Below are 12,410 nucleotides of genomic sequence, written 5' to 3'. Positions count from 1 at the left end.
CGGTCAGGAGTCGCGCGGTGTGGCGCCGACGCGCGGGCTGGAGTCGCGCGCCAGGTAGGCGATGCCCCCGACGATCAGCACGACCGCCAGGGTGATGCCGATCAGCAGCCAGGTCCAGTCGTCGAACGCGGCGGTGCCGGGGTCGGGGTAGTCGGCCTCGGCGGACAGGTCGGCGGTGGTCCCCGGCTGCGGGGTCCACCGGACCGTGTCGTCGGAGGTCTGTTGGCCGTTGGTCGCCGAGATCGACCCGGCGAACCGGACGGTCATGACGATGAGGTCCTTCCCCGCGGTGAGGGGCGTCAGGTCGGCCGAGGCGCGCAGCCGCACGACGTCGCCGCTGCGCTTGGTCGACAGCTGCATGCTCACCGACGAGTTGGGGTAGGCCTCGAGCAGCAGGTCGCCGAGCTGGTTGAACACCCCGACCGGCAGGGCGCTGTAGGTGATGCGGGTGCCGCGGAACCCGTCGGCGTCGTAGTCCTCGGCGACGACGTTGCCGGCCATCGACTGGGGCACCTCGATCCGGGGGACGCCGTTCGAGGTGCCGGTGGCGCCGTTGGCGTCGCCGCTCGACTTCTGCGCCACGATCAGGTCGCCCCACAAGCGGTCGCCGACGTAGGACGAGCGCTCCATGCACGACGTCAGCGAGGCCGACGCGGCGAGCAGCAGGAGGACCGCGACGACGGCGCGGACGGCGCGCCGGGTGCGTGCGGGCCGGATCGGACGCGGGGTGGGCGAGGACGTCACGCGGACATCGTGCCAGCCCGCACCACCCGTCGTCGCGGACGCGCCGCGACGACGAGCGCGGGCACGGCCAGCACCCCCATCACGACGATCCCGTAACCGAGGCCCGACCGCAGGTCCCCGTCGTGCAGGAGGAACGCCTGCGCGAACGCCGACCCGATCCAGGTCCACACCACCCAGACGAGCGCGGCGACCGGGACGCGACGGTTCGGGTCGGTGTCCATGGGCACGCCGCCGCGTCGACAGATCTCGATGAGTGTCATGGCCACGACACCCACGAGCGCCCACCCGGCGAAGTTGGTGAGCGGGATCTGCTCCATGCCCGGCAGGCCCGCGTCGGTGCTGCGCCAGGCCCACAGGTCGTCGGCGACCATCTGCGGGTCGAGGTACAGGTCCCAGCCGACGAGCCCGACCGTCGCCAGCGCGACGCGCGGCAGGGCGCGGTCGCCGACGACGATCCCGGCGACCCGCCACACCGCCCACACACCGATGAGCCACGCGGCGCTGATCCAGATCGGCACGCCGGCGATCTGCGGGTGCAGGCGGTCGGCCGCGTAGGAGTACGTCCCGAACGGGAACCCGGTGTGCGTCCCCGACCACTCCGCCGCGAACGCCAGCACGGGCACGCCGACCACGACGACCAGACCGCGGCGGACGCCGAGGGCGACGAGCGCGTCGGCCGCCATCGCGACGACCGCCGACGCGAGCACGACGACCGTGACCGTGTCGCGGACGCCGGGACCGGCCAGCGGGTAGGCGATCTGCGCGGCGATCGACACGCCCACCGCGGCGAGGGCGAGCGGCGCGAGGGCATGGGGCGCGGGGGCCGCCGTCGGACGTGTCGCGGCGGCCGTCATCGTCGACCCGCTCCCAACAGCCCCGGCAGGGCGCCGATCACCGATCGCACGCGGTCGACCGGTCGGGTGCGGGAGGCCAGCACCGCCTGCGCGGCGATGGAGCCCGAGAGTCCGGACACACCGCCACCGGGATGGGTCGACGCACCCGCGAGGAACAGGCCCTCGGCGCCGGGCACGCTGTGGCCGCCGAGGTCGGGATGCGGTCGGAAGGTGAACATCTGGTCGGCGGACATGTCGACGTGCATGACGTTGCCGCCGATCAGGCCGAGCTCGTCCTCGAGGCGATCGGGGGTCTGCGCGTAGACGTGCTCGACGGTGTCGGCGAAACCCGGTGCCCACGAGTCCATCTCGGTGAGGACGGCGTCGGTGGCCTCCTCGCGCACCGATTCCCACGACCGCCCGCCGGAGAGTCGGTAGGGGTGCCACTGGGTCCACAGGGTGAGCATGTGCCGGTCCGGCGGGGCCAGTGACGGGTCGATCGCCGAGAAGCCCATGGGCAGGACGACGGGTCGGCGCGGCAGGTCGCCGGCCCGGGCGTCGCCGTGCGCCCGGGCGAGGTGCCCGCGGTCGGTGACGAGCAGTCCCAGGCCGGAGTGCACCCCGTGCTCGGGGAGACCGGCGGGGAGGTTCGCGTATTGCGGCAGCGCCGTGGTGCCGACGCGGATCGCGCTGCCCACACCCGGGCCGACGTCGATCCGTGATCGCCACCGGTCGAGGGTCGACCCGTCGTGTCCGCCCGCGGAGAGCATGTCGAGCGTGGTGAGGATGTGACAGGCGGCGATGACCTGTGTGGCGGTGTGCTCGTCGCCGGACGCCGTCCGGACCCGCCAGCGATCGCCGTCGGGCGCGATCTCGACCGCCGCGTCGCCGAGATGAACCGAGCCGCCGTCGGATTCGAGGGACGAGATGAGCGCGGTGGTGAGTGCACCGCTGCCCCCGATCGCGCGTCCGGGCGGTCCGGAGTGCATGAGCGCGGCGATGCCGACCATCGGTGCGGTTCCCGGCTCGCTCATCGGCGGCCCCGACTGCGCGCCGAACCAGGCCAGCGCCGCCTTCAACCGCTCGGAGGTGAACCAGCTGTCGAGCAGGGCGTCGCCCGACCGGAGGAACTCCTGCGCCAGCTCGGGTCCTGCGGTCCGCCCCGACCGGCCGTCGCGGGTGGGCATGCCCCAGAACGCCCGCACGAAGGTGGCGGGCGCGGGTCGCGCGCCGAACATCCGCATGACCGCCTGCGAACGCGGTCCCCACACCCCGACGAAGTCGCGGTAGGCCTGGGCGTCGCGGGCGCCGCACGACGCCTCGATGGACGCGCAGGTCGCGTCCAGGTCGACCCGGAACACGATGGCGGGGGAGTCGCCGACCGCGGGTGCGAACGCCCACGGGTCGCAGTCGACGTAGCGGAGCCCGTGGCGGGCGAGGTCCAACCTCTCGACGAGACCCGTGTGCCGGATCATGATGTGGGCGCTCGAGCCCCGGTCGACCTTGTAGCCCGGGAAGCGTTCGACGGTGGACACCGCGCCGCCGGGGACGGTGTCGCGCTCGACGACGGCGACGTCGAGTCCGGAGCGCGCGAGCAGGGCCGCCGCGACCAGACCGTTGTGTCCGGCGCCGACCACCACCACGTCGTGAGGTGTGTGCATCACTCCATGGTGCCCGGTGCCGGCCGGGGCGAGACGAACCGCCGGGTCAGTGGTCCGCGCGCATCGGCAGCCGCCGCCCGAGGACGGCGAACGGCCGTGGGTCGCCGGTGAAGCTGAAATGCCGCAGCAGGTCGTCGAACCCGAGGCGTCGGTAGAGCCGCCACGCCCGGTTGTCGTCGCGGGCGACCTCCGGGGTCGACAACAACACGCTGCTCTCGAGCCGGTCCCGCAGCAGTCGGACGAGGACGCGCTGGCCGAGGCCCGCGCCCTGACGCGCGGGGTCGACGTGTAGTTCGGTGAGCTCGAAGTAGTCGCGGGTGATCTCGGTGATCTGCGGTGCGGTGAAGCCCGCGAGCCGCAGGCCGGCGCACAACTGCTGGTTCCACCACTGGTCGGGGGCGCCGCGGTAGCCGTATCCGATGGCGACGAGGCGGTCGGACCCGTCGACGGTGTCGGTCTCGACCGCGCCGACGGCCTGCCATCCGGGTCGCCGGGTGTGGTCGGTCCAGAGCGGGGCCCGGTGCGCCTGGGTGCCGCGTGGATACCCCATCGCGGCGACATAGATGTCGAGTGCGGGGGCCAACCATGTGTCGATGTCATCGACGGTCAGGTCGACGAGTCGGACCGGCACGGGGTCTGCGCCTCCTCTTGAGCACTGCGCGGGGGGTGGCCTATATTGAATAGGTCGAACGGGTGTTCGAGTGCTCAACCTCCGCGACGAGTGACTTCCCACCCGGCGACCTCCGGTCGGCCCGGTGGTGGACGAGGGAAGCGTCTGCCGCCGGGCCGGTCCGTCTCCGGGCCGGTTGTCGGTGGTGGCGGGTATCACCGACATCGTCAGCGGGCGAGGGACGCAGCGGCGCGGACGCGACGTTGAACCGGACACGAGCAGAAACGCCGACGGAGAGGGGAGCGCGATGACGACACGACGGTCGACACCTGATCCGAGGGCGATCCTGCGAGCGCGCGACCTGCTCGCCCGCGCCGACACCATGACCGTGCACGCCGACGACGTCGACGACACCACCGAGCAGGTGCGCGGGCTGTACCTCGCGGCACTGCGCGCGGCGGGCGCCGCGCTGGCCGTCGGCGAGACGTCCACCCGGCGGCGCGGCCCGGCGAGTGCGTGGGCGCGGCTGCCGCGCAGCGTCCCGGCCTTCACGCGGTGGGCCACCTACTTCGCCGGGCTGTCCCGGCTGCGCACGGACATCGAACTGGGCGTCGTGCACGACGTCCCAGGGGAGACGGTCTCGGCGACGCGGTCGGCCGTGGTCGACTTCCTCGCCGATGTCGAGGCTCTCGTCGACGCCTGCGCCCGCGGCGAAGTCGCCCCGCAGCGGTGGTCGCCGTCCGACATGCAGACGGCGTGACACAGTGGTCCTGTGTCGGGTGAGTAATGGTGGTCGCATCGCCGAACACCTCGTAGTATTGGCTCACTGGCCCGGGACGCGGGCCCGAGCCGCTCGGACACGCCAACTGGGCGAGACGACTCGCAACGAATCCGGTCACCGGACCGAGTGCTGTTAGGAGGGGCGGTGCCACTCTCGGAGCACGAGCAGCGGATGCTCGAACAGATCGAGAACGCGCTCTACGCCGAAGACCCGAAGTTCGCGTCGAACGTACGTCGGCGTCGGTTCGGCGGGTCGGCGGCACGGCGTCGGTTGCAGGCGGCTGTCGTCTTCGTGATCGGCCTGGCTCTCCTCATCGGCGGGGTCGTCGTCGACGTGACCGTCGGCGGGTTCCCCATCCTCAGCCTCATCGGGTTCCTGGTGATGTTCGGCGCGGGTCTGCTGGCGCTCTGGGGCGTCGGCTCGGCGCCGGCGGCGTCGGCGGGCGAGAGCTCCGGCGGCGACGGGCAGTCGCGTCGGGGACGCAATCGCTCGTCGCGATCGTTCAGCGAGCGCATGGAGGAGCGGTTCAACCGCCGGTTCGACCAGGAGTGACCTCATGGTGACGCGTCCGTACTGACGGGCGCCCACACCGACAAGGCCGCGTACCCATCCGGGTGCGCGGCCTTCGTCGTGTCGGGGGTCCGGCCCTGTCGCCCCCCGGGTCCCCACTTTCACCCACCTGCGGCCACCCGGGTCCCGTCACGGTGGCGGCGGTCGGTGCGACCTGCGGTTTCGTCGGAGAGCGACGCGACGCGACCGCGGATTTGGCGATGATCGCCCCACCGGAAAACCTGCATTTCACGGCTCTTTTTGGCGACCTGAAGCGGCAACTGCGCCCAGACATGGTGGCAAGTGGGGGAAAGTGGGGTAGAGTGGCTCGCGGAGGCAGGGAGTGCCGGACCCCCTTCCTTCACCGGCGGGAGGTGTCGCGGACGTGTTCGTCGGCACCCATGCACACAAGTTGGACGACAAGGGGCGGCTCACGTTGCCCGCGAAGTTCCGCGAACAACTGGCGGGAGGGATGTTGGTGACACGCGGTCAGGACCGGTGCCTCGTCATCTACTCGCCGGAGAAGTTCGAGGAGATCGCGCTGCGTGCCGCAGCGGCGTCCAAGGTCGACGAGAAGGCGCGCATGTTCCAGCGCACCCTCATGTCGAGCACGGAGGAGATGGTCCCCGATGCTCAGGGACGCATCACGCTCTCGGCGGAGCACCGGCGCTACGCCGGCCTGTCGAAGGCGTGCACCGTGATCGGCAACTTCGACAACGTGGAGGTGTGGGACTCCCAGGCATGGGAGGCCTACCAGTCACAGCACGAGGAGAGCTACTCGCGCGGAGACAACCCGGCACTGGGATCGATCCTGTGATCACGGTCCCGCCACCGGAGACGACGGCGGGACGCACCGCGACCGCACTCGGCGAGGCCAGGCCTTCGCCCGATCCGACCCTGACGCACTTCCCCAGCGCCAGGTTCGGTCCGACCCTGACGCACTTCCCCAGCGCCAGGTCCGGTTTCGGGCGGAGACCCGGCCTCACCGCAGCGGTCACCGCCGCCAGCCGTCGCGAAAGGGTGCCGCGGATGTCCATCACCGGCGATCACGGCCACATCCCGGTCATGGCCCGGCGGATGCTGGAGCTCGTCACACCGGCACTCACCCGCACCGCCCCCGACGGGCGGGACGCGGTCTTCGTCGACGGGACCCTCGGTGCCGGCGGACACACCGAACTGATCCTGCAGACCTTCCCGGAGGTCCGTGTGGTCGCCCTCGATCGGGACAGCGCCGCCATCGCCGGTGCGCGAGCGCGCCTGGCTCCCTTCGCCGACCGGCTGACGATCGCCCACCGTCGGTACGACGCCGTCGACGAGGTGCTCGCCGACGCCGGCCTCGACGCGGTGGACGCGGCGCTCTACGACCTCGGGGTCTCGTCGATGCAGCTGGACCAGGCCGACCGCGGGTTCGCGTACTCGGTCGACGCCCCGCTGGACATGCGGATGGACACATCCCACGGCCCGACGGCCGCCGACGTCCTCAACACCTACGAGCACGGCGACCTCGCACGGGTGCTCTCGACCTACGGCGAGGAGCGGTTCGCGGGGAAGATCGCCTCGGCCGTGCTGCGCGAGCGCGCCGTCGAACCGTTCGCCACCAGCGGCCGTCTCGTCGAACTGCTCTACCGCGTCATCCCGGCCGCGACCCGTCGCACCGGGGGACACCCGGCCAAGCGCACCTTCCAGGCGCTGCGCATCGAGGTGAACGGTGAGCTCGACTCGCTGCAGGACGCGATCCCGCGCGCCCTCGATGCGCTCGCCGTCGGCGGACGCCTGGTGGTGATGAGCTACCAGTCGCTCGAGGACCGGATCGTCAAGCGCGAGTTCGCCCGTCGCACCACCTCGTCCACACCACCGGGGCTGCCCTTCGACCTCCCCGGCACCGGTCCGACCTTCGTCGCCGTGACCCGCGGCGCCGAACGGGCCGACCAGGACGAGCTCGACCGCAACCCCCGATCGGCACCGGTGCGCCTGCGCGCCGTCGAACGCACGGCGCCCGCGTGAGCGACGACGCGTACCGAGACTCTTCCCACCCCGCACCATCGACCGCCCGCACCCCGAGGGAGACCCGCCGATGACCGGTGACGACCACGACGACGGCCTGCTGCGCGACCCCGCCGGCGCCACTGCGGTCCTGGAGGCCGACGATCGAGCCACCGACCGGCGCCCGCGTCGTGAGGCCCGGGAGTCGACGACGCGGACGCGAGGGACACGGTCTCCGGCCGCCCAGCGCGCGATCGAGCGCCGCCGGCGACGGACCGTCCAGCGGTCGACCGCCGAGCTGACCGGTGCGCGCGACCGGTCCCGCGGGGTGTGGGCGCGGCTCGTCGGTTCGCCCGCGGACGCGTTGCGCCGCATGCCGTTCGCCGTCCTCGTCGTCGCGATCCTCGCCGTCGGACTCGCGCTGACACTCTGGCTGTCGACCACCGCCGCAGAGGACTCCTACGGACTGTCCGACGCGCGGGAGCAGAACGCCACCCTCAGCGCGCAGCGGGACGCGCTGAACAAGTCCTACGAACTCGCCAACAGCGCACCGGAACTCGCCAAGAAGGCGGCGCAGCAGGGACTCATCCCGTCGAAGGACGTCGCCCGCATGGTCGTGGGGCCCGACAACCGGATCCGCATCGTCGGTGACCCGGCGCCCGCCTCGGGTGCGCCGGCCCCTGCCCTCAACGAGGGCACCCCGCGCGCCGTCGTGCCGCAGCCGGGCTCGTCCACCGACGGCAACACCGCCGCCGCCCCCGCCTCCGGTGCGGTGTCGGGCGCGACGGATCCCGCCGTGGCGCCCGCCCCGAACGTGTTGCCCGGCAGCGGGACCGCGACGAACACCGCACCGGCCGCGTCGGCGGCCACCGCTCCCGCGCCGTCCGCGGCCACCGCACCCGCGGGCACCACACCGACGACGGCCGGTCGACAGGCGCAGTCCGGGTCGACGGACTCGTCCGTTCCCCGATGACGGATCGGCGCCACGCCGGGCGCGGTGCGTCACGCAGCGCGTCTCGCGGAGCAGACTCGGGCCATGCCCCGGACCCCGACCGCTCCGTGCGCCGCGGCCGCACCGGCGACATGAGCACCACACGCACCCGTCGCCCGCCGTCCGGCGCGCGCAAGGCCTCCTCGGGCGCGCGCAACCGGGACGACGCGCCGCCGCGTGCCGGACGGCCGCACTCGGGCAGCATCCGCGGCGACGGTCGCGTCAGCGCCGGCGCCCGTGTCCGCACCGCCGTGCCCCAGTTCGTCACCCGCACCCGGATCGGCGCGCTCGTCCTCGGGCTCGCCGTCGTGCTCGTCGCGGGGAAGCTTGTGTCGCTGCAGATCTTCGAGTCCTCGTCGTTGTCGGCGCAGGCGGCCGACCAGCGCGCGGTGACCGAGGTCCTCGCGGCCAAGCGCGGGCCCATCGTCGACCGCAACGGGAAGCCCATCGCCTACACCGAGGAAGCGCGCGCCCTGACCTTCCAGCCGGTGAAGGAACGCGCCGCGATGGACGCCGCGCACGCGAAGGACCCCGCCGCCCCCGACGCCTCGACGCGCATCCGACAGATCGCCGACGGGGTCTACACCGCCCTGGGCGGGGCGGTGTCCCGCGAGTCGTTGATGTCCGAGCTCACCAGCTCGCAGCCGTTCGTGTACCTCGCGCGCTCCGTGGGCATGTCGGTCGCCACCAAGATCACCGACGACTTCCCCGAGGTCGGCGCCGAACGCCAGGACATCCGCCTGTACCCGGGCGGGTCGCTGGCCGCGAACGTCGTCGGCGACGTCGACTTCGACGGCAACGGCCTCATCGGCCTCGAGTCGTCGATGGACTCGACACTGCACGGCACCGACGGGTCGAAGACGTACGACCGCGGCAGCGACGGCGCGGTGATCCCCGGCAGCACCCGCAACGTGCACCCCGCGGTGGACGGACGCCGCGTCGAGCTGACCATCGACTCCGACATCCAGTGGTTCGTGCAGGCGCAGGTGCAGAAGGCCAAGCAGCTGTCGGGGGCGAAGAACGCCTCCGCGGTGGTGCTCGACGCGCACACCGGTGAGGTGCTCGCCATGGCCAACGACGGCACCTTCGACGCGTCGAAGCCCCTGGGGCAGCAGCAGGACGCACAGCTGGGCAACCTGCCGGTGACGTCGCCCTTCGAGCCCGGGTCGGTCAACAAGATCGTGACCGCGTCCGCCGCCATCGAGTACGGCCTGACCACCCCCACCCAGGTGCACCAGGTCCCGGGCAGCATCCAGATGTCCGGTGTGACCGTCCACGACGCCTGGGAGCACGGTGTCGCCCCGTACACGACGACCGGCATCTTCGGGAAGTCGTCGAACGTCGGCACCCTGATGCTCGCGCAGAAGGTCGGCGAGGACCGGTACGCGGCGCTGCTGCAGAAGTTCGGACTCGGTCAGCGGACCCAGGTCGGCCTCCCCGGCGAGAGCGCCGGCGACGTCCCGGCGCGCAGCCAGTGGTCGGGCGGCACATTCGCCAACCTGCCGATCGGGCAGGGCCTGTCGATGACGCTGCTGCAGATGACGAGCATGTACCAGGCCATCGCCAACGACGGGGTCCGCGTACCCCCGCGCATCGTGCGGGCGACGGGATCCGACGACCCCACCGCGCCGCCGGCGGGTGTCCGGGTGGTCAGCCCGCAGACCGCGCAGACCGTGCGGGACATGTTCCGCGCCATCGTGCAGAAGGACCCGATGGGCGAGCAGCAGGGCACCGGCTCGAAGGGTGCGGTGCCGGGGTACCAGGTGAGCGCCAAGACGGGAACCGCCCAGCAGGTCGACCCGAACTGCGGCTGCTACTCGAACTCCAGCTACAACATCACCTTCGCGGGGATCACCCCGGCCGACGACCCGCGGTTCGTCGTCGGGATCATGCTGGACAACCCGTCGCGGAGCAGCGACGGCAGCGGCGGCCAGTCCGCGGCACCGCTGTTCGAGACGATCGCGTCGTGGATGCTGCAGCGCGAGCACGTGCCGATGTCGGCGCGGCCGGCGCCCGAGATGATCCTGCAGGCGACCTGACGGGTCGTCCGTGGCGGCCCGCGTAGGCTGACGTGCTCGGGAGAGCCCGCACCCGGTGCGGGGCGGCGTGGTCGACAGGAGTGGTGATCGGGTGAGCGAGGGGACGTCGCGATCGGTGCTGCGCCCGGCCTCGGTCACCCCGGTCGCCGTCGACGCGATCGCCACCGCGGTGTCCGCCCGCCTCGACCTGCTCGGCGGCGCCACCACGGCGACGACCGTCACCGGCGCGACGCTGCGGGCCCAGGACGTCGCCGCCGGTGACCTGTTCGCGGCGCTGCCCGGCGCACGGGTGCACGGCGCGCAGTTCGCGGTCGACGCGATCGACGCCGGGGCTGCGGCGGTCCTCACCGACACCGCCGGAGCGTCCCTGCTCGAGACGTCGGTGCCTCCGGGCACCACCGTCGCCGTCCTTGTGCACCCCGACCCGCGCAGTGTCCTGGGCGCCGTCAGTGCCCGCGTCTACGGGGAGCCGTCGCGACGGCTGCGGCTCATCGGGATCACCGGCACCTCGGGCAAGACCACGACGAGCTACATGCTCGAGTCGGCCCTGATGGCGGCCGGGCAGCGCGTCGGCCTGATCGGCACCGTCGAGACCCGCATCGCCGGTGTGCGACAGCCCAGTTCGCTCACCACGCCGGAGGCGCCGACCCTGCAGGCCATGCTCGCCGCGATGGTGGAACAGGGTGTCGACACCGTCGTCATGGAGGTGTCGAGCCACGCCCTCGCGTTGGGACGCGTCCGTGGAGCGCATTTCGCGATCGGTGCGTTCACGAACCTGTCGCAGGACCACCTCGACTTCCACCCGACGATGCTGGACTACTTCGAGGCGAAATCGCGGCTTTTCGTGGCGGAGGCGCCCGAACACGCTGCGCGCGCGGTGATCTGCGTCGACGACGAGTGGGGTGAGCGGCTCGCGTCGATGGTCGGCCACGGCGCGATCACCACGTCGACACGTCACAGCGCGGCCGCGTGGTTCGCCGGACCGTCCCGACTGCGCGACGACGGGTCGCAGGCCGTGACCGTCCGCGCGCCGATGGGGGAGACCCACACCCTGTCCGTCCCGCTGCCGGGCCGCTACAACGTCGCCAATGCGGTCATCGCGCTCGCCGTGGCCGACGCGGCCGGGGTGACGATCGGCGACGCCGCCCGCGGCATCGCCGAGGTCCGGGTGCCCGGACGCGTCGAACTCGTCGACCGCGGCCAGGACTTCCTCGCCGTCGTCGACTACGCCCACAAGCCCGCTGCGCTCGACGCGGTGATCGCGACCCTGCGCGGACAGACGCAGGGTCGGCTGGCCGTCGTGGTCGGGGCCGGCGGCAACCGCGACGTCGGCAAGCGACCCCTGATGGGCGCGGCCGCCGCGCGGGGTGCCCACCTCGTCGTCGTCACCGACGACAACCCCCGCGACGAGGACCCGGCCCTGATCCGGGCCGCGGTGCGCGCCGGTGCCGAGGGCGTCGACCCCGACGAGCGTCCGGTCGGTGCGGAGGAGGTCGTCGAGATCGGCGACCGCGCGGCGGCGATCGCCCATGCGGTGGCCTGGGCCCGCCCCGGCGACGTCGTGCTCGTGGCCGGCAAGGGCCACGAGACCGGCCAGGAGGTGGCCGGGGTGAAGTCACCGTTCGACGACCGTGCCGTCGTGGCCGAGGCCGTCGAGGCGCTCGCGGGACGGACCGAGGAAGGGGAGGACGCCACATGACCGCCGAGGACAGCACCGTCTGGGTGATCGACCGGTCCGGCGCCCCCGCCGGCCCCGACGACGTCTCCGACGCCCTCGCCGATCTCGTGCGCACCGCCCGTGCGCGCGTCGTCCCCGACGGTCCGGCCCGCACCTGGGCGGTGCTCGGCGACCTCGACGTCGAGGAGACCGACGACGCCACCGGGTCGGACCGGGCCGTCGCGCACGACCGCGTCGGACGCCGTGCGGTGCGTCTGGCCGTCGACACCACCGTGTCGGTCGGGGAGTCGCGATGGGTGCGGGCCCTGCACCAGGGCGCGGTCATGGAGGGCTCCTGGGGCGACGAGGCCCGCCTCGTGGCCGACGCCGACGCGGCCTGGGAGACCCTCGACGCCGAACTCGGCGCCGGCGACGTGGTGCTCGTGGCCGGTGGCGGGGCCGAGTTGTCCCGGCTGGCGCGGACATTGTTGGATGACGAACGGTGCACGGCCCGACCGTGACGCCTCGTGGAGGGTTCCGGCCCGCACCCGCGGGGACGATG

General features: G+C 72.8%; 12 protein-coding genes. 8 read left to right on the top strand and 4 right to left on the bottom strand.

Annotated features, from left to right (window positions below; translation table 11 throughout):
* Positions 1–3 precede the first annotated feature (3 nt).
* From LX12_RS18710 to LX12_RS18695, 4 genes are read right to left on the bottom strand one after another with little or no spacing between them, the layout of a single operon-like run.
* The gene (locus LX12_RS18710; RefSeq protein WP_253656102.1) at positions 4–744 is read right to left on the bottom strand and encodes an LppM family (lipo)protein; all 741 of its coding nucleotides are present in this window, start codon (positions 742–744) and stop codon (positions 4–6) included.
* Positions 741–1,598 (bottom strand): carotenoid biosynthesis protein, encoded by an 858-nt coding sequence (locus LX12_RS18705; RefSeq protein ID WP_253656101.1) that lies wholly within the window; start codon positions 1,596–1,598, stop codon positions 741–743. The genes LX12_RS18710 and LX12_RS18705 overlap by 4 nt, the downstream gene beginning before the upstream one ends.
* Positions 1,595–3,238: a phytoene desaturase family protein gene (locus tag LX12_RS18700; RefSeq protein ID WP_253656100.1), complete on the bottom strand. Its 1,644-nt coding sequence runs from the start codon at positions 3,236–3,238 to the stop codon at positions 1,595–1,597. The genes LX12_RS18705 and LX12_RS18700 overlap by 4 nt, the downstream gene beginning before the upstream one ends.
* A gap of 46 nt (positions 3,239–3,284) precedes the next feature.
* A complete protein-coding gene (locus tag LX12_RS18695) occupies positions 3,285–3,869 on the bottom strand; it encodes a GNAT family N-acetyltransferase (RefSeq protein WP_253656099.1) in 585 nt (194 codons plus the stop codon).
* A gap of 286 nt (positions 3,870–4,155) precedes the next feature.
* Between LX12_RS18695 and LX12_RS18690 the strand changes: the two genes are divergently transcribed.
* The 8 genes from LX12_RS18690 (at position 4,156) to LX12_RS18655 (ending at position 12,369) form a co-directional block, all read left to right on the top strand.
* Complete coding sequence (locus LX12_RS18690) at positions 4,156–4,608, top strand: SAV_6107 family HEPN domain-containing protein (protein ID WP_253656098.1); 453 nt, start codon at positions 4,156–4,158, stop codon at positions 4,606–4,608.
* A gap of 165 nt (positions 4,609–4,773) precedes the next feature.
* Complete coding sequence (locus LX12_RS18685; RefSeq protein ID WP_253656097.1) at positions 4,774–5,181, top strand: SCO2097 family morphological protein; 408 nt, start codon at positions 4,774–4,776, stop codon at positions 5,179–5,181.
* Between the two features lie 382 nt (positions 5,182–5,563).
* Positions 5,564–5,995 carry a division/cell wall cluster transcriptional repressor MraZ gene (mraZ, locus tag LX12_RS18680; RefSeq protein ID WP_253656096.1) on the top strand — a complete coding sequence of 144 codons (432 nt, stop codon included), beginning with the start codon at positions 5,564–5,566 and terminating at the stop codon, positions 5,993–5,995.
* A gap of 212 nt (positions 5,996–6,207) precedes the next feature.
* On the top strand, positions 6,208–7,182 hold the full coding sequence (gene rsmH / locus LX12_RS18675; protein ID WP_253656095.1) for a 16S rRNA (cytosine(1402)-N(4))-methyltransferase RsmH: 975 nt from the start codon (positions 6,208–6,210) through the stop codon (positions 7,180–7,182).
* 70 nt (positions 7,183–7,252) lie between these two features.
* On the top strand, positions 7,253–8,134 hold the full coding sequence (gene ftsL / locus LX12_RS18670) for a cell division protein FtsL (protein WP_253656094.1): 882 nt from the start codon (positions 7,253–7,255) through the stop codon (positions 8,132–8,134).
* Between the two features lie 110 nt (positions 8,135–8,244).
* Positions 8,245–10,191, top strand: a complete 1,947-nt coding sequence (locus tag LX12_RS18665) for a peptidoglycan D,D-transpeptidase FtsI family protein (protein ID WP_253656093.1) — start codon at positions 8,245–8,247, stop codon at positions 10,189–10,191.
* Between the two features lie 91 nt (positions 10,192–10,282).
* The gene (locus LX12_RS18660) at positions 10,283–11,890 is read left to right on the top strand and encodes a UDP-N-acetylmuramoyl-L-alanyl-D-glutamate--2,6-diaminopimelate ligase (protein WP_372505094.1); all 1,608 of its coding nucleotides are present in this window, start codon (positions 10,283–10,285) and stop codon (positions 11,888–11,890) included.
* Entirely contained in the window at positions 11,887–12,369 is a 483-nt protein-coding gene (locus LX12_RS18655) for a UDP-N-acetylmuramoyl-tripeptide--D-alanyl-D-alanine ligase (RefSeq protein ID WP_253656092.1), read from the top strand. The genes LX12_RS18660 and LX12_RS18655 overlap by 4 nt, the downstream gene beginning before the upstream one ends.
* Positions 12,370–12,410: the final 41 nt, after the last annotated feature.

It is taken from the genome of Williamsia serinedens (assembly GCF_024171725.1).
In the GTDB taxonomy this organism is placed as follows: domain Bacteria; phylum Actinomycetota; class Actinomycetes; order Mycobacteriales; family Mycobacteriaceae; genus Williamsia_A; species Williamsia_A serinedens.
This window is presented reverse-complemented; position numbering and strand designations above follow the sequence as displayed.